This window comes from Brevibacterium sp. 'Marine', assembly GCF_012844365.1.
Taxonomy (GTDB): Bacteria; Actinomycetota; Actinomycetes; order Actinomycetales; family Brevibacteriaceae; genus Brevibacterium.
In genome coordinates, this window is the sequence record NZ_CP051626.1 from 1,517,328 (window position 1) to 1,534,863 (window position 17,536).

Annotated in this window: 18 protein-coding genes; 12 read left to right on the plus strand and 6 right to left on the minus strand. The window is 65.0% G+C overall.

The genetic code is table 11. The features are described 5' to 3' along the window. The first annotated feature begins 40 nt into the window (after positions 1–40). A complete protein-coding gene (locus tag HF684_RS06715) occupies positions 41–1,405 on the plus strand; it encodes an MFS transporter (RefSeq protein WP_169251866.1) in 1,365 nt (454 codons plus the stop codon). Between the two features lie 29 nt (positions 1,406–1,434). Here the strand turns inward: HF684_RS06715 and HF684_RS06720 are convergent, their stop codons facing one another. Beyond that, a complete protein-coding gene (locus HF684_RS06720) occupies positions 1,435–2,100 on the minus strand; it encodes a response regulator transcription factor (protein ID WP_169251867.1) in 666 nt (221 codons plus the stop codon). A 149-nt stretch (positions 2,101–2,249) separates the two neighbouring features. Continuing rightward, complete coding sequence (locus HF684_RS06725) at positions 2,250–3,671, minus strand: histidine kinase (RefSeq protein ID WP_248279147.1); 1,422 nt, start codon at positions 3,669–3,671, stop codon at positions 2,250–2,252. A 159-nt stretch (positions 3,672–3,830) separates the two neighbouring features. Here HF684_RS06725 and HF684_RS06730 point away from each other — a divergent pair, with 159 nt between their 5' ends. After that, positions 3,831–4,649 (plus strand): DUF4352 domain-containing protein, encoded by an 819-nt coding sequence (locus tag HF684_RS06730; RefSeq protein ID WP_169251868.1) that lies wholly within the window; start codon positions 3,831–3,833, stop codon positions 4,647–4,649. Positions 4,650–4,651: 2 nt separating this feature from the next. On the opposite strand, the gene HF684_RS06735 is transcribed toward HF684_RS06730, so the two are convergent. Beyond that, positions 4,652–5,440 (minus strand): fructosamine kinase family protein, encoded by a 789-nt coding sequence (locus HF684_RS06735; RefSeq protein WP_169251869.1) that lies wholly within the window; start codon positions 5,438–5,440, stop codon positions 4,652–4,654. An 83-nt stretch (positions 5,441–5,523) separates the two neighbouring features. On the opposite strand from HF684_RS06735, the gene HF684_RS06740 reads away from it, so the two are divergent. The 5 genes from HF684_RS06740 (at position 5,524) to HF684_RS06760 (ending at position 9,927) form a co-directional block, all read left to right on the plus strand. After that, positions 5,524–6,543, plus strand: a complete 1,020-nt coding sequence (locus tag HF684_RS06740; protein ID WP_169251870.1) for a zinc-binding alcohol dehydrogenase — start codon at positions 5,524–5,526, stop codon at positions 6,541–6,543. Between the two features lie 94 nt (positions 6,544–6,637). Further along, positions 6,638–7,021, plus strand: coding sequence for a 6-carboxytetrahydropterin synthase (locus HF684_RS06745; RefSeq protein ID WP_169253801.1), 384 nt, complete (start codon positions 6,638–6,640; stop codon positions 7,019–7,021). Continuing rightward, positions 7,018–8,163: a glycosyltransferase family 4 protein gene (locus tag HF684_RS06750; protein ID WP_169251871.1), complete on the plus strand. Its 1,146-nt coding sequence runs from the start codon at positions 7,018–7,020 to the stop codon at positions 8,161–8,163. Before HF684_RS06745 ends, HF684_RS06750 begins: the two co-directional genes overlap by 4 nt. After that, positions 8,160–9,056, plus strand: a complete 897-nt coding sequence (locus HF684_RS06755; RefSeq protein ID WP_169251872.1) for a hypothetical protein — start codon at positions 8,160–8,162, stop codon at positions 9,054–9,056. Before HF684_RS06750 ends, HF684_RS06755 begins: the two co-directional genes overlap by 4 nt. Before the next feature lie 25 nt (positions 9,057–9,081). After that, positions 9,082–9,927: a lysylphosphatidylglycerol synthase transmembrane domain-containing protein gene (locus tag HF684_RS06760; protein WP_169251873.1), complete on the plus strand. Its 846-nt coding sequence runs from the start codon at positions 9,082–9,084 to the stop codon at positions 9,925–9,927. Here HF684_RS06760 and ribA read toward each other — a convergent pair. Both ribA and HF684_RS06770 read right to left on the minus strand, forming a co-directional pair. Then, positions 9,842–11,230: a GTP cyclohydrolase II RibA gene (gene ribA / locus HF684_RS06765; RefSeq protein ID WP_169251874.1), complete on the minus strand. Its 1,389-nt coding sequence runs from the start codon at positions 11,228–11,230 to the stop codon at positions 9,842–9,844. The genes HF684_RS06760 and ribA overlap by 86 nt on opposite strands. Positions 11,231–11,258: 28 nt before the next feature. After that, positions 11,259–12,014, minus strand: coding sequence for a CDP-alcohol phosphatidyltransferase family protein (locus tag HF684_RS06770; RefSeq protein ID WP_169251875.1), 756 nt, complete (start codon positions 12,012–12,014; stop codon positions 11,259–11,261). A 273-nt stretch (positions 12,015–12,287) separates the two neighbouring features. Between HF684_RS06770 and HF684_RS06775 the strand changes: the two genes are divergently transcribed. Next, positions 12,288–12,431: a GPGG-motif small membrane protein gene (locus tag HF684_RS06775; protein ID WP_167443931.1), complete on the plus strand. Its 144-nt coding sequence runs from the start codon at positions 12,288–12,290 to the stop codon at positions 12,429–12,431. Positions 12,432–12,533: 102 nt separating this feature from the next. Then, positions 12,534–13,541 (plus strand): formylglycine-generating enzyme family protein, encoded by a 1,008-nt coding sequence (locus tag HF684_RS06780; protein ID WP_211168084.1) that lies wholly within the window; start codon positions 12,534–12,536, stop codon positions 13,539–13,541. Between the two features lie 9 nt (positions 13,542–13,550). On the opposite strand, the gene HF684_RS18745 is transcribed toward HF684_RS06780, so the two are convergent. Further along, a complete protein-coding gene (locus HF684_RS18745) occupies positions 13,551–13,946 on the minus strand; it encodes a LysR substrate-binding domain-containing protein (RefSeq protein ID WP_248279148.1) in 396 nt (131 codons plus the stop codon). Between the two features lie 50 nt (positions 13,947–13,996). Here HF684_RS18745 and HF684_RS18750 point away from each other — a divergent pair, with 50 nt between their 5' ends. The 3 genes from HF684_RS18750 to HF684_RS06795 all read left to right on the plus strand — a co-directional run bounded on the left by HF684_RS18750 (position 13,997) and on the right by HF684_RS06795 (position 17,526). Continuing rightward, positions 13,997–14,413, plus strand: coding sequence for a hypothetical protein (locus tag HF684_RS18750; protein ID WP_248279149.1), 417 nt, complete (start codon positions 13,997–13,999; stop codon positions 14,411–14,413). 247 nt (positions 14,414–14,660) lie between these two features. Next, positions 14,661–16,010 (plus strand): MFS transporter, encoded by a 1,350-nt coding sequence (locus HF684_RS06790; RefSeq protein ID WP_169251876.1) that lies wholly within the window; start codon positions 14,661–14,663, stop codon positions 16,008–16,010. 10 nt (positions 16,011–16,020) lie between these two features. Continuing rightward, a complete protein-coding gene (locus HF684_RS06795) occupies positions 16,021–17,526 on the plus strand; it encodes an acetyl-CoA hydrolase/transferase family protein (RefSeq protein WP_169251877.1) in 1,506 nt (501 codons plus the stop codon). Positions 17,527–17,536: the final 10 nt, after the last annotated feature.

Genomic DNA, 17,536 nt, shown 5'->3' on the forward strand with positions numbered 1-17,536 from the left:
GGACGATGAAAACCGACCACAACCGAACAAGGACGTTCACATGACACAGACACCGGCCTCGGCGACAACGGCGCCGACGCAGAAGACGAACCAGCGCAGAGTCGCCTTCGCCGCCGTCATCGGCACCACCATCGAGTGGTACGACTACTTCACCTATTCGACGGCGGCGGCACTCGTCTTCGCGCATTTGTACTTCGCACCGGCGGGGGAGGGCATCGGCCAGATGCTCGCCTTCGCCACTATCGGCATCTCGTTCCTCTTCCGTCCTCTGGGTGCATTCCTGTCCGGGCATTTCGGCGACCGGCTCGGGCGTCGAGCCATCCTCGTCGTCACCCTCGTCACGATGGGCGTGGCGACAGCGCTCATCGGACTCATCCCCACGTACGAGACCATCGGCATCACCGCACCGGTTCTGCTCATCCTTCTGCGCATCGTCCAAGGGCTGTCGGCAGGCGGAGAATGGGGCGGCGCGGCACTTCTCGCCGTCGAACACGCCGATGCTGACAAACGCGGACGGGCCGGCTCATACCCTCAGCTCGGCGTTCCGCTGGGAATGCTGCTGTCCTCCGGCGTGATCGCCCTGATGACCGGTGTGATCTCTCCGGGTGAGGCCTTCATGGAATGGGGGTGGCGAATCCCGTTCCTACTGTCCGTCGTCCTCATCGGTGTCGGCTACTGGGTGCGTCGTGCCGTGGAAGACACGCCGGTGTTCCAGGAGATGAACGCCGAGACCGCCAAACGCAAGGCTCCGATCCTCGTGCTCCTCAAGAAGCACCTTCCCCTGGTTCTCGTCGCCGCGCTGATCTTCGCCGGCAACAACGCCAGCGGGTACATGACGACCGGCGGATTCGTCACGAAATATGCGACCGACCCCGTCGGCTTCGACCAGACGGATGTGCTGCTGGCCATCACGTTCGGATCGTTCATCTGGCTGATCTCCACAGCGGCTTCGGGGCTGTTGGCCGATCTCATCGGCCGGGTGAAGACCTACGTCATCGGCTTCATCATCCTCATCATCACGGCCTTCCCACTGTTCTGGCTCATCGACACCGGAAACCTCGGCCTGCTGTATCTGGCACTGGGAGTCTTCTCCATCGGGCTGGGACTCTCATACGGTCCGCAGGCTGCCCTCTATGTCGAACTCTTCCCCGCCTCGATCAGGTTCAGCGGAGTGGCCATCTCCTACGCCTTGGGCGCCGTCCTCGGTGGGGCATTTGCCCCGACGATCGCCCAGGGGCTGCTGCAGGCGACAGGGACCACCGCCTCGGTGTCGCTCTACCTGCTGGTCATGGCGGGTATCTCACTGCTGGCGGTGTCGCTGGTCCGTGACAGGAAGGGCATCGACCTGTCAGTGGCGAACGAAGACGAGCAGAGCTCCGGGATGTGGCGGATCGAGAAACGCTGAATAGGCCGGTCTGGGCCGACTGGCGGGCTTCAGCCTTTCTGAGCCCTGACCACCATCGTGGCGATGCGCACGCGATTATTCGTGTCCAGCTTGACGTTGATCCGATTGAGGTGAGTCTTGACCGTGGCCAGACTCATGAATGTCTCCTCGGCGATCTGCTGATTCGACAGACCTTCGGCCACGAGGTCGGCGACCTGCCGCTCGCGGTCGGTGAGTTCCGACAGCAGTGCCACGGCTTCCTGCTGCAGACGATGATCGGAACTCGACCTGACTTTGGCGATGACCTGCCGCATGGACTGCGGGGCGAGAATGGGCTCACCGGCGTGGACCTTGCGGACTGCGGCGGCGAGTTCCACAGGGCCGATGTCTTTGAGCAGGTATCCGGCTGCCCCCGCCTCGAGCGCCTTGAAGAGGTGATCGTCACTGCTCATGCTCGTCAGGGACACCACTTTCGGCGGTCGTACGCTGTTGAGCAGACGCTGCGTGGCCTCGATCCCGCCGATTCCCGGCATCCGGATGTCCATGAGCACAACATCGGGAAAGTGCCGAGACACCTTCTCGATGGACTCTTCCCCGTTCAATGCCGAAGCGACGACGTCGATGTCGTCGGCCACCTGGAGGATTCCCGTGATCCCGGTGATGACCATGGGGTCATCATCGACGACCATGACTCGGATCGGGGCGGTTTGGTTCATGAACGTCACAATACCCGAGGCCACTGTCACGGCTCGTCGCGGTGCTGAAGTCCCAGTTCCACATCGACCGTTCGGCGATTGTCGGCCGACGATCCGACAGGACGCGAATCAGTCCGGCGAGATCCCACTCGGCCCGAACCGGGTGCAAATCAGTTCGGAGGGATGAAGGATCGGAAGCTCACCTGCACACGGAACTCATTGCCGACCACCCCGATCGAGGCTTCGCCGCCGAACATCGCTGCGCGCTCCCGGATGCCGATCAGCCCGGAGCCCGACCCGGTCGACCCCAGGTGAGCTCCCTGCGGCACCGGATTCGACCCGGGCGGCGCCCACCCGTGAGCGGGCACACCGGCACCGGGCTCCCGCGCCGAGTCCGGTGCGTATCGAGGACGAGGCGGAACACCGACCGAACCTGAACCACGAGGAAGCGGATTGCTCACCGAGATCTGGATTCCGCGAGCTGCCGAGACGGCGACGTCCACTGTCACCGGCAGGTTCGGTGCATGTTTCATCGCGTTCGTCAGAGCCTCCTGAACAATGCGATAGGCCGCACGGTCGAGCGCAGGCGGACATGATTCCACGTCCTGGATGACGACGAGAGGACGGATGATCGTACCGGTGGAGGTCACGGAGGAGATGAGCTCAGGAATCGCTGACATCGTCGCGCGGCTCGGCGGTGAGGAGCTGCCAGGGCCCGGTCGCGGAGAAGCCAGATTGCCGTTCCTCACGCCACCGACAAGATGGCGCAGATCCTCCATGGACGCACGGGCCTCCTCCCGCAGGGCAGACGCCGTCGACGCGACTTCGGGGTCGGTGCCTGCTCCGACCTCAAGGGCACCGGTGTGCAGAGAGATCACCGACAGCCGGTGGGAGAGCGTGTCGTGAAGCTCGCGTGCCAAGAGCTCTCGTTCGGACTGCCGCGCGATCTCGGCGGTGAGTGACTCATTGCGCAGGGCTTCACGTTCGGCGATCGATTCGACCGCTCTCATCCGACGAGTCCGCCGCAGCAGCGCGCCGACGCCCAGGGCCGTACACAACCCGATGACTCCGGCCGCGATCGTGATGATTCTGATCGCCAAGTGCGAATCCTCCGGCGGGATGGTCGCCTCGAGGCCCGTGACCTGCGCGGGGTCGGGCAGGAAGAAGATGCTGAAGGGATTGTGCTCGACCGGTGCCAGACACATCCTCAACGTGGAGAACGCGATCAGTCCGGTGCCCACCGCCGAGGCGGTGATCGCCTGCCGCCTCGGTGCTCGGATGACGAGGTGGAAGACCGCAATGAGCAGCATCAGCGCATCGCCCCATCCCGCTGTGAGCAGTCCGCCCGCGATGAAGGGCACCCATGGCCATCGGTGTCGAAGGAAGACGAGCCCCCACACGAAGAACAGCAGCAGGATGGCCACGAGCCCGGTGTCGTTGAGTTCGCCGTCGGAGAAGGCCCAGGCGTTCGCCGTCACCGCCATCGACGAGGTGAGGAACCCGAAGAGGTAGGCAATGACGCCGACGAGGATGCTCCCGGCGATGCGCACTCCGCGCGGGATTCTGCGGCGAGGGACGGATTGTTCTGACACAAGAGAATCGTAACCGCGAGGGCTGACACACGTAGTCCACCTTCAGGCTGGACGAAGTCAACCGATCGGCTGGAGTGATCCAGCCCGATTGCGGACGTGCCGGGGCTCGGAACGGACGAAGCTGGAGCAGTCAGCCAGATCCAGCTTCGAAGGAGCGTCATGTCCCACTCGCGGAATCCCCAGAACACCCCGCACCAGCCGCAGTCACCACAGCCTCAGCACCAATGGTCCCCGCAGCACCAGCCCCCTCACAACACCCACCACCAGCAGCCAGCCCATAACTTCGACCCCCAGCAATGGGCACCCAAACAGAACGCACCAGCCTACGGAGCCGCCGGCTATTCGCAGCAGCAGCCCTACGGGCAGAAGCCGCCGAAGCAGAAGAAGCCGCTGCTGAAGCGCTGGTGGTTCTGGCTGCTCGTCGTCATCGCCATCATCGCCGTTGCCAGCGCGATCGGAGGCGGGGGAGACGACACCGGTACTGCGGAGGGCGGTTCGGCCGACGCTCAGCAGTCGGGGGAGCCTGCGGAGAATGAGGCCGCTGAGAAGGAAGCCGCGGACAAGCCTGCCGAAGAAGCTTCATACGGTATCGGAGACACCGTGGCCGCCGATGACTGGGAGATCACCGTCGCCAAGGTCGACGATGGTGTCTCACAGGTCGGCGACGAATTCCTCAACGCCCAGGCACAGGGACAGTTCGTCCAGATCGAACTGTCGGTGAAGAACACCGGATCGGATCCGAACTTCTTCTTCGAAGACGACATCAAACTCGGTGATGATGCCGGCAACACCTACTCTGCGGATTCAGAAGCCGGCATCTATGCGGCCGAGAACAACATCCTCTTCCTCGAAGAGATCAATCCCGGAAACACCGCTGAAGGCGTCCTCGTCTTCGACGTGCCCGAAGATGCTGACCCGAACATACTGACCTTCTCAGGCGGGATATTCTCCGACCCGGTGGAGATCTCCTTGCAGTGACCTCACCGATCCAGCTGTGCCGCCCGGGCGATGACTGACCGGGCGGCACTGATCGTCCGCCCGAGGAAACCTCGACCGAACAGAAGGATATGAGCGAGCAGAGCGAAGAAGCTGTGCGCCGGCAGGTCCTCCCGCCAGCCGGCCGGCATCGGGTGGGTCCGTTCGTAGCCGGAGAAGATCTCTTCGAGAAACGGGGTGCCGAAGAGCGCGAGCAGGGCGAGGTCTTCCAGCCGGTGACCGCCGTGTGCGGCCGGATCGATGAGAGTGACGCCGGTCGGTGTCCACATAAGATTCCCCGCCCACAGATCGCCGTGGACGCGCGCCGGTGCCTCCTCACCTTCACCGCAGATTCCGGCGAAGGCTCCCGACGCGATGGCATCGAGCGCCGAGGCGACCATGGTCCGATCCTCACCTTTGAGATCCCCGGCAACCGCCGTGACCAGTGGGCGCAGACGCTGCTCGACCCAATAGCCGGAGAAGTCGCCGACGGGCTCGGCGCGAACTTCGAAAGGGTTGTCGAGGGGGCCGAAGAATGCCTGCGGGGCCGGTGACCAACCGAAACCGGGAGCACCGGCATCGTGGAGCCGAGCGAGGTCGCGACCGAAGGCGGCGGCCGCCTCGGCGTCGGGACCTGTTTCTTCGAGACGGCGCAGCCGCAGAAAATCCGGCCCGTGCTCGAGCACTTCGACGACCGGGACCACCCCCGGTTCGGCCAACCATCTCAGCCCGGCGGCCTCGGCGGCGAAGAAGCCGTCCGGGGCGGACTTCCGCAGTTTGAGGAAATCAGTCATGGGGCCAGGGTAGTGGTTCGGTCGCCGGCTATCACAGGCGTCGCCGGGCCACGGCAGGGCAGGGGCACCTGTACGATCGAGTTATGGCTTGGCAGTACTGGACCGAAGCCGCCCGACGAGGGGGCTGGCGTGAAGTGCCCACCCCACACGCGGACCCCGACTCGGGGATCGAGCTGCGGGTCACCACCACCGCCTCGGCGGTGTCGAAAGGCACAGAAACACTCGTCCACACCGGCCGCATCCCCACCCGCGTGGAAAACCTGATGCGGGCTCCTCACCAGCTCGGGGACTTCCCATTCCCGGTGTCGTACGGCTACCTCGGCGTCGGCGTCGTCGATGAAGGTCCGCGGGACTGGATCGGCGCTCGCGTCTTCGGCCTGCTGCCGCACCACTCCCACCACATTGTGACCACCGAGGATGTCCACCTCATTCCCGACGGCATCGACGACCACCGGGCGCTGTTGGCCGGCGCTGTCGAAACCGGCCTCAACATCCTTTGGCACCAACCGCCGCGCTTCGCCGACCGCGTCGCCGTCATCGGTGCGGGCATGATCGGCACAGCCACCGCACTGCTGGCAACCCGGATGCCGCTCGACCGTCTTGAAGTCGTCGAAATCGACCCGCACAGGCGCGCACTGTTGACTGACCTCGGCTTCACCGCGGTCGCGCCTGACGATGCGTGCTCCGACTGTGACCTTGTCATCCATACCTCAGGGAACCAGGCAGGACTGGCCCGGGGACTCGAGATCACCGGCGACGACGGCACTGTGATCGAAGCATCCTGGTACGGCAGCGACAGCCCAAGCGTGCCGCTCGGCGCAGACTTCCACGCCCGCCGACTGAGCATCATCGCCTCACAGGTCGGCGAGGTCGCCGCCGGACACCGAGCACGCCGCACCAGGGCCCAACGGATGAGTGCGGCGCTGGCAGCCCTGAACGATGATCGCTTCGATTCCCTGATCACCGGAGTCTCCGATTGGACGGAGCTGCCGAGGGTCATGGACGAACTCAGCGGCGGCAGTGACGGCGACGGCTGCAGCAGCAACCTCGCCCAGGTCGCACTCTGTCATGTCATCGACTACACGGGCGCCCACGCCCGCTGACCGATTCCCGGGCACCGCGGACGCGTTGAACCTCACACATCCGCAGCCCGGCGGCGAAGCACCCAACCGGTACCCCGAGAGGAAAGAGAAGACGATGTTCGGACTCACGGTCAACGACCATGTGATGATCGCCCACAGTCTGCCCGACGAATTCTTCGGACCCGCCCAAGGCGTCCATGGTGCCACTCTCGAAGTCTCGGCGACCTTCACCCGCCCGAGCCTGGACGAGCATTCCGTCGTCCTCGACATCGGTGAGGCCATGAGCCTGCTCGACGCGGCTCTGACCCATCTGCGCTATGCGAACCTCGACGAACACCCGGACTTCGCAGGGAAGCTGAGCACGACCGAAGCCGTCGCCGAATACATCGGAAAGCGCCTGGCCGCATCCCTGGCGGACCGCCCAGAGATCGGCATCAGCATCGAACTGCAGGAGAATCCGCGCGCAGCGATCACGTACACCGTCCCGGAGCGGGCGTGAGCCTCCACCTCATCGAACCCGATCTCGGCCGCATCAGCGGGGGATCGGCGTACAATCGAGCGCTCGCCGAGGCGGCCGGAGACCAGGTCGTGCTCCATTCGGTGCCCGGTTCCTGGGCCGATCCGGGACCGGCCGAGTCCGCAGCCGTGGACGATGTCCTCGACGCAGTGACCGGGCCCGTCCTCCTCGACGGGCTCATCGCCACCGCACTGCCCGAGGTGGTGACCGACCCTGCGCACAAATATCGCAGAGGGCAGGGTCCGCTCATCCCGCTCATCCCGCTCATCCATTGCCTGGCAGACGCCGACGACAGTGCCGCCCGCGACCGCGAATGGCAGGCCATCAGCGCCGCACCCGCAGTCATCACCACGAGCCGGTTCACCGCCGCGGGCCTGGAATCCCGCTACGGGATCCGCGCCGAGGCGGCCGTGCCCGGAAACCCGGCACGCCCACAGAGCTCAGGCGGTGGAGGAGCCCATTTCGTGTGCATCGGCGCCATCGAAGAGAACAAAGGACAGCTGCTCATCGTCGAAGCTCTGACAGAGCTGATGGCCGGGGAACCAGTGGTATCCGAAGTCCGTGCGCAGGATGAAGCACACGAAGAGGCGGCCGCGGAACAGCCGTGGCGGGTCACCTTCGCCGGCCCGCTCGTGGACGCAGAATACGCTCGTCGGCTGCAGACAGCCTGCCGTGCCCTGCCCGCGGGCAGAGCCGACATCGTCGGCGAACTCAGCCGGGCCGAGATCGGCGCCTTGTACGGCAACGCCGATTTGCTGCTTCTGCCCTCATGCTCGGAGGCCTTTGGGATGGTCGTTGCCGAGGCAGCGGCCGCCGGAATCCCAGCCTTCGTCACCGCCGGAACCGGAGCCGAAGAGCCCCTGGGAGCCGGACTCGGCCTGCCTCGCACCGTCAGCGCATGGACACAGTCACTGCACCGCTGGCTGACCGACGACGAGTTCCGCACCGACCTCGCCGAGGACGCTCGCCGGAATCGTGCCAACGCCATTCGTTCCTGGACCGATACCGCCGCCGCGGTCCTGCGCGTCACCGCCGAGCACTCACATCCGACCGCACCACCTGCCTCGGCAGAACAGCTGGGACAGCCCGCCGCGGCGGACAAAAAGCAGAGGAGCAGCTTGTGACTGCGGCTGAACCCGACTGGCTGGACCTGCGCCGTCCCGTCGATGACGCGGCTCGTCAGGAGTCGCTGCAACTGCTCGATGACGCAGTGGCCCGACTTCGGGATGGAACAGAGCCGGGCACGAAGTCACTGCTCACCATCGACATCGGAGCCGGCACCGGAAACTCGTCACAGTGGTTCGACGCTGTTCTGCGCGCTCGCCTGTCCGACTGGGAGATCAACTGGGTCCTCCTCGACTCCGATGAAACCTCCCTTGACCTCGCGGCAGCGGCCCTTCCGCACGCCCGCACAGTCTGTGCCCCGATCGCCGCGCTCCCGGCCCTCAGCACCGAGCTGCTCTCTGCTTCGGAGTTTCAGGGATCGAAGCTGCTGCTCACCTGCAGCGCCCTCCTCGACGTCCTCACCGAAACAGACCTCACCGCCGTCGTTCGCACTCTCACCGACCACGACGGCCTCGGACTGTTCCTGCTCAGCCTCGTCGGCGGGTGGACACTCGAGCCGGCCCATCCTCACGACGCAGCCATCGATGCGGCATTCACCGCCCACCAGCACCGCGATGGAAGGCTGGGCCACCATGCTCCCGAACATCTCATGAGCCTCGCGCGCAGAAACGGACTCACCGCCGTCGAAGGCCCCAGCCCCTGGCGACTCGAGGCCCCAGCTGACCGGACCTTCCTCAGCAGATTCCTCTCCGAACGCCTCGATGCAGCGGTCGACGAAGATCCCGCACTGGCCGAAGCCGCACAAGCATGGTGGACGCAGAAGCAGTCACAGTTGGACTCGGGGCTGCGGGTCAGAGTCGACCACCGCGATGTGCTCATCGACGCAGCCGAAAGCGCTGGAGAGCAGGAGACCCCTGCGAACCCTCAGCCCACCCGATCGGGACCACAGTGACGTGACCTGGGCGAAGAGGGCACTTATGTTCGCCATCACCGTCGCGCTGCTGGCGCTGACGGTGCGAGTCGTCGGTGCTCAAGCGCTCTTGGACGGATGGCAGGTCCTCAACGTCTGGACGGTCTTGGCCGCACTCGCCTGCGGATTCATCATGACCGGTGCCCAGGCGCTGCGCTGGACTCTGCTGCTCGCGCACAGAGGCACCGCCATCACGTGGTCACGGGCGCTCGCCGACTGCTACTCCTCGTCGCTGCTGAACATGGTCCTGCCCGGCGGACTCGGCGGTGATGCGGCCCGAGTCGCCGTCTACCGTCACACCGGGCCGAAGAAGTGGCTGTCACCGCTGGCTGCCGTCGGAGCCGAACGATTGAGCACGACGACGCTGCTCTTCGCCACCGCCGCCCTCTGTCTCATCGACGTCTCCGGCCGACTGGCACTCATGGCCGCAGCCGTCTCCGTCGCCACCCTGGTCATCTCCGTGTGGGGAACTCGCGGAATGGACTGGCGGCGCACCCTCACCATCTGGGCATCCTCGGCACTGGGCATTGCGGCCCTCTTCATGCTCTTCGTTATCGCCATGGCGGCGCTCGGGGGACCTGTCGTGCCGGTGCTCGCGGTCGTCGGACTCGCTGCGATGAGCATCCCGATCGGTGTCGGAGGATGGGGCGTGCGCGAACTCAGCGTCAGTCTCATCGCGGCCGGAATCTCTGTGTCGATGGAGACCGCGGTGATGGCCTCGACCGGCTACGGTCTGCTCGCGGCGATCTCCACCTTGCCCGGAATCGTCACTGTGTGGACTGCGGGGACTCGACAGAAGCAGGTTCCTGCACGCCCGGACTCGGCTGCGAATGGGCAACCGCAGCCTGACTGAGCAGATATTCGGTGCACATATCCTCACCGAGTTCGAATCGACGGAACGGTGTCCGCAGAGCTTGCGCCATCACCTCGGAGCCCTGGAAGCGGATGCCCGGCACACCATCGCCGATGAAGACCGGAGCGGTGGTGAGGAACAGCCGGTCGAGAGCACCCGCGGCAAGAAACGATGAGACCGTGCGTCCGCCACCCTCGACGAGGACGGACCCGGCCACCTGGCCACGGACGACGGCGATGATGTCCTGCGGGGACGCCGAGGAGGGAAGACGGATCACACGGACGTGACCACCGACGTGCGAACTGGGGGCCGCCTCGGCGCCGATCAGCCACAAGGTCGGTGTCGGACCGGTGCTCAGCACCGTTGACGTGACCGGCACCCGGGCGTGCGGATCGAGGACGACGCGGACAGGGTCAGTGCCGGGCACCGCACGCACAGTCAGTTGCGGATCATCGGCGATGACGGTCTGGGCGCCGACGAGGACCGTGCCCACATGCGCGCGGATCCGGTGCAGATGGGTGCGATCCGTGGTTCCGGAGACGAAGCAGGCATCACCGGTGCGAGTTGCGATGAATCCGTCCTGACTCTGTGCGAGCTGGGCGACGACCTCCTGGTTCGCGGCCAATGAAGCATAGATGTCCTCACCGAATCCCGACAGGTTGACAGGGGACTGCCCCGCATCGCTTTCGGGCGGCGCATCATGGTTCATCCGCTGTCGTTTGCTGCTGATGTAGGCGCTGTTCTCGGGGCGTTCGGGCACGGGCAGACGAACCCGATCGGCGACGTCGATGCCCAGTTCCTCGAGCGCAAGCTGTTTGCTCGGATTCGAGGTCAGCAAGCGGATGCGCGAGCAGCCGAGTTCGCGCAGAATCTCCGCCGCTGCCGTGTAGTCACGGGCATCGTCGGGCAGACCGAGTGCTCGATTGGCGGCAACGGTGTCCATACCGTCGTCTTGGAGCGCATACGCCTGCAGCTTCGCGGCCAGTCCGATTCCCCGGCCTTCATGCCCGGACATGTAGACAAGTATTCCGTGCCCCTCGGCGGCGATTTCGGCCAAGGCGGCATCGAGCTGGTCCCCGCAGTCGCACCGGAACGAGCCCAGAGCGTCGCCGGTGAGGCATTCGCTGTGCACGCGCACCAGCGGTCGGGCACATTCGGCCGGCTCGCCGATCGTCAAGACCGTGTGGGTGACTGCGGCGACGGTGAACGACCTGATTGCGAATGTCCCATGCTTCGTGGGCAGCGAACTCACCGGGCCCGCCACGAAGCGTTGGGAGCCGGTGCTGGTGCGCGTCGACGTCATGCCAGCAGTATAGGAAGAAAGATAACGGTCATCGTGCATGTCGCTCGAGCCAGACGATGTCGCGGCCGAACGACCAGGTCAGCGCGGTCAAGGCCAGCCCGGCCGCCCCAAAGCCGATCCAATCGTGGGCTTGGGCCAGGGGAGAGGCTGCCGTGATGAGAAGGATGCCCTGCGCCGCGGCCACTACCTTGCGCATCTGCGAAAACGGCAACCGCTGCTGCCACTGGGGACGGAACGCCGTGATGAAGCGGAAGACGTAGTAGTACATGCCCGGCAATACCGTCCACCACCCCCACAACGGTACGAGCGCGAGCGCGAGAACGAGGATGAACAGGGCATCGACCGTCTCGTCGAATCCGGCGCCCGCCTCAGTGACCTGGGTGCGGCGAGCCACGAATCCGTCGAGTCCGTCAAGGGCGAGAGCGAGTGAACCGACGACCACAGCGGACCAGTTCAGACCGGGCTGAGAGTGGATGATCAGGGAGGTGCAGACGATGACCAGGCCCAGTCGGCAAACCGTGACCGTATCAGCCGGCGTCCACGGCCGCCCCCGACGCAGGCGCGGACCGATGCCGACTGCCGCGACCGCGACCACGGCGAGCACTGTCACCAGCGCCGGGTTGAGGATCAGAGAGGTGATCGCCGAGGCGGCCAGAAGAGATGCTGCCACGGTTCCGCTGCGTACGGCGCCGGACAGGGGCCCGGTCCCGAATCCGGTATCACCGGTGCCGCTGACGTTGCCCGTGCCTGTGTTCGCAGAGGCGTCGGTCCGTGGCTTGGTCACAACAAGCCTCCTTCCTCAGGCACCGGCAAGCGTTCCTGCGGGTGTGATCGACGTGACAGACTCTGAACATTCACCATAGACGATGCCGGCACGGATCAGCCGCACAGGGAGGCTATCGGTGGGACAGGGGCGAGAATCACCGTGAGAGTCATGGGCCGGTCACGATTGCCGGCGAACCGGCGTGTTGGCGAAGAAGGCCGCATTTCGCCCGTTCTTCTGTGCAAGGATGAACCATCCTCGACCGAGGTGTCTCACATGGAAATAGGAGCTCAAATGGCTTTCGTCCTCTGGATCATCGCAGCGATCCTCGTCATCTCCGGCATCTTTGCGATCTTCCGCAAACAGCTGCTGTGGGGCATCGTCCTCATCGTCGTCGGCTGCCTCGTGGGGCCGGGCGGAGTCAGCCTCTTCACCTGACTGGCAGGTCCCGGACTGTCCCCGACCCCTGCCGAGGTCATAAGGTGAACCCAGACTCTGCCCAATACAGAGGCGGAACCGGAGAGAAGAGGGAGCCCAGACGTGACGACGACCGGAGATCTGAGCGCCGCCGGGGAACAGAACGGCCATTCGTGCTGCGCCCCAGCGGTCAGCCGTGCCGTGGCGGACAGTCATCCTTCGAAGCCTGTCGCTGGTCCGCCTGTGCGCTCGGAACCGACGCCCGCGTTGAGCTTCGACTTCGTGACCTCCGGCGGCACCTTCGACATGGGCGATCCCTTCGGCGACGGGCATCCCTCCGACGGTGAGGGACCACGTCACCGCGTGAGCCTCACCGAATTCGAGATCGCGACGACAAGCGTGACGAACGATGATTTCGCCCGGTTCGTTGCCGACACCGGGTATGTCACCACTGCTGAGCACCTGGGCACCTCGGCGGTGTTCGCCATGCTCCTGGAGTCCAACCCAGGGGCACGAGCTCACGTCCTCGGGCGGGCCCCGGGTGTGCCCTGGTGGGTCGAAGTCTCAGGGGCGAACTGGGCCGCACCCGAAGGGCCCGGATCCACCATCGACAGTCGGGGAGACCATCCCGTCGTCCACATCAGCTGGGACGATGCCCGCGCCTTCTGCAACTGGTCCGGGACTCGGCTGCCGAGCGAGGCCGAGTGGGAACTCGCGGCTCGGGGCGGACTCAAGGGCCGCCGCTACCCGTGGGGCAACCGGCTGCTGATCGACGGGGAGTGGAACTGCAATATCTGGCAGGGCGAATTCCCGCGTATGAACACCCTCGACGACGGATTCGTCGGCACCGCACCGGCCCGACACTTCACCCCCAACGGACTGGGGCTGTACAACCCCGTCGGCAACGTGTGGGAATGGTGCGCCGACTGGTTCGCTCGCGACTACTACCAGCATTCCCCGCACACCGATCCCCGCGGCCCTGACACCGGAGAGAAGCGGATCATGCGCGGAGGATCGTTCCTGTGCCACGACTCCTACTGCAACCGCTATCGGGTGGCAGCCCGCTCCTCGAACACACCTGATTCCTCGGCATCGAATATCGGATTCCGCGTCGTCAGAGAGGCACACTGAGCGCTGTAGTCAACCTCGAAGTCCCTCCCCGAGGCTGCTCATCAGACGCTTCGTCTCAACCGACAGCGTCTCGAGCGCGAAAGCCACCGTCTCACGGGTATCTGCCCCGGTCCGAGTTACGGCCGTGATATGTCGTGACGGGGCATTGTCACCGCTGATGGGGATCCGGCGCACCGGATGGAGATCCTGTGACCGCGACATCCGTGAGGCCACACAAACTCCGAAGCCGCCGTGGACGAGCGCAGTTCCGGTGTTCCAGTCGTCGGCGAAATGCCCGATGCGGGGTGCGAACCCGGCTGCCGCACAGCTGGCCATGACGAGTTGGTGGTATCCGGTGCCGGGCCTGCCCAGAATCCATGTCTCGTCGACGGTTTCGGCGATTGTGACCGATGCGCGGTCCGCCAATCTGTGGTCGAGGGAAATATGAGATCGAGCGGATCGTCGATGAGGAAGTGGTGACTGAACCGATCATCACCGCCGGCAGGGATGTCGGGAGCCGCGACAACAATGCCGATATCGGCATCTCCGGAGAGCAGAAAGTCGAAGCATTCGCTGGGTTCGGCCTCGATCGTCTGGGTCTGCATATGCGGGAACTGCTCATTGAGAGCCCGCATCGTCGGCGGCAGCAGCAGACTGGCGGCGGTGGAGAAACCGCACAGACCCAACGAGCCGGACACAGTCTCGGAGAAGCGACCGAGATCGGCCAGCGCCATCTCCCATTCTGCCGACATCACATCGACATGTCGCAGCAGCGCCTCGGCCGCCGGAGTGAGCCTGACATTGCGTCCGTGCTGTTCGAGCAGAGTGACTCCGAGCTCCGCGGCGAGCTGTTTGACCTGGTGGGACACCGTCGATGGCGAGTAGCGCAATGAGTGTGCCGCGGCCGTGACCGTGCCGTGTCGGTGGATCATGCTCAACATGGTGAGCCGACTGTCGATCATGTGATCCTATCGAATGGTTACGTGTAAGTTCTTACGATAGACAACAATACTCGTGTGGCTCCATCATGGAACCGACAGGGCGCGACGAATTGGTCTCCACGATCCGCAGATCAGACTTGGGGACGCACCTGCGGCCCCTGCGGCCACAGATGCTGAGACGAAGAGATGGAGGTTCCGATTGGCTGAGAACGCACGTATCAGAGGGACGAGGCGACAGCTGTGCTTCGGTGCGCTGGTCCTGCTCATCCTCTCTGCGGCCGCGAATATGGCCAGCCCTCTGTATCCGCTGCTGCAAGAAGCACACGGCATGTCGGAATCCCTGATGACGTCGCTCTACGCCACCTATGTCTTCAGCTGTCTGCCGTCCCTGCTGCTGTTCGGATCGGCGGCGGACGCCTTCGGCCGCAAGCCGGTGCTGCTGGCCGCGATCGGGCTGGTCGGGTTCGGTACGGCGATCTTCGGGATCGACACCGCGGGAATCGCCGGTCTGTTCATCGGCAGGGCGCTGGTCGGCATCGGACTCGGACTCGGCACAGGTGCCGGAATCGCTCTGATGGTCGAGGCCTCACCGGCACGGAGAGTCTGGTTGGGATCGACTCTGGCGACGATCTCATTCGTCCTGGGGTCGGGACTCGGCCCGATACTCGCGGGTGTCGTCTCATCTCTGTCGACCGCGCCGCTCGTTCTGCCTTTCCTCGTCATGGTGGTCCTCATCATCATCGTCATGGTCCTCATCGCGATGATGCCGCTGCAGCGGCCGATCACACGCCAGCGGTGGAGGCCGACGTGGCCGTCGGTGCCCGGCGCCATGCGCACAAACTTCAACATCGCCGCACTGACCGGCTTCATCGGCTGGACGGCCCTTGGCCTCTTCCTTGCTCTGCTGCCGTCGATGGCACAATCGATCATCCCGAATTCGGACACCCTGACTTCCGGACTCATCGTCGGCTCGGTCCTTGTCGTCTCGGCCACGAGCCAGCTGATAGCGCCGAAACTCCAACCTCGTGCGGCGCAGACCCTGGGGCTGACGCTCATGGGGCTCGGTGCGGCACTCCTGCTGTCATCGAATCTGCCGGAGATCAGCCCCGCGGCGGTGAAGATCATCATGGTGTTCGCGGCCGTGGCCACGGGTGTCGGGCACGGGCTGAGCTACTGGGGAGCCAACCGGGAGATCGACGTGCTCACTCCGCCGAAGCACCGGGCCGGCATCTCCGCGGCACTCTATCTCGCTTTCTACGCCGGGGCCGGTGCGCCGGCTGTGATCGTCGGGGTGCTGGCACTGAGTATGCCTCTGGTCATCGGCACGATGATCTTCACCTTGGCTCTGCTGTTGGCGACGATCGTCGCGATACCAGTGCCGAGCCTGTCTCAGACGGCGATTCGACAGTCGAAGGCTGAGCCCGCGATGCGAAGCAGCGAACCCGAGTCGACACTCGGCGACGTCGGCGCCGAACGTTTCGACAGCGGATACGGAGTCTCCGGCAACGACAGCGGGACCGCCTCGGCCGAGCACACGGCCGCCCGATAGACTGCGAGCCATGTCGAGAATCACCTGCCCGGAACTGCGCACGAAGACCGTCACCGCCGAGGAGGCGGCCCGCCACATCGACAATGGCCAACGCGTGGCGATGAGCGGTTTCACCGGTTCGGGGTACCCGAAAGCAGTGCCGGGGGCAGTGGCTGCACGCGCTCGCGCCGCCCACGATCAGGGCGAAGACTTCCGCGTGGAACTGTGGACGGGAGCATCGACGGCGCCGGAGCTCGACGGAGTGCTCGCCGAGGCGAACGCGGTGAGCAAGAGACTGCCGTTCCAATCCGATCCGGCGATGCGGGCGTCGATCAACTCCGGTGACACCGCGTATGTCGACACGCACCTCAGCCATTCGGCCCAGCAGGCATGGTTCGGTTTCTACGGCAACCTCGATGTCGCCGTCGTCGAAGTCGCAGCGATCCTGCCCAACGGCCTGCTGGTGCCCGGCAGCTCGGTGGGGAATTCGAAGACGTGGCTGGACTTGGCCGATAAGGTCATCCTCGAAGTCAACGACTGGCATCCGCGCGGCTACGAAGGCTTCCACGACGTCTACTACGGAACCCGCCGTCCTCCCGAGCGGCTGCCGATCCAGCTGCTCGAGCCGATGCAGCGCATCGGTGATCCGTACCTGCGCGTCGACCCTGCGAAGGTCGTCGCCGTGGTGGAGACGAATGCTCCGGACAGGAACCTGCCGTTCAAACCTGCCGACGAGGACTCGAAGGCGATCGCCGGCCACCTCGTTGATTTCCTCCGCCACGAGATCGCCGCAGATCGACTGCCGCCGGAGCTGCTGCCGCTGCAGTCGGGTGTCGGCAATGTCGCCAACGCGGTGATGGGCAATCTCGCCGACAGTGAGTTCGAGGGTCTGACCGCCTATACGGAAGTCATCCAGGACGGAATGCTCGACCTCATCGACAGCGGCAAGCTCCCTTCGGTGTCGGCGACGGCGTTCTCGCTCTCGGCCGAGCGGGCCGCGGACTTCAACGATCGGATCGAGTCGTACAAGGGCAGGATCCTGCTGCGCACTCAGGAGATGTCGAACCACCCGGAAGCCATTCGTCGCCTCGGCGTCATCGCCATCAACGGGATGGTCGAGGCCGATATCTACGGCAATGTGAATTCCACGCACGTGACCGGTTCGTCGATCATCAACGGCATCGGCGGCTCCGGTGACTTCGCGCGCAACGCCTACCTCAACTTCTTCGTGTCGAACTCGCAGGCCAAGGCGGGAGCGATCTCTGCGATCGTGCCGTTCGCCAGCCATATCGACCACACCGAGCACGACACTCAGATCCTCGTCACCGAACGGGGCCTGGCCGATCTGCGCGGACTGCCGCCGGTGGCCCGGGCACGGAAGATCATCGACAACTGCGCCCATCCGGACTACCGGGACCGCCTCACCGATTACCTTGAGCGGTCGATCGCCGCGAACCCGAGAGGCCGGCATACCCCGCACATCCTCGGCGAGGCTCTGTCCTGGCACGAGAAGTTCCTCACCACCGGGCATATGTGAGCCGCATCGG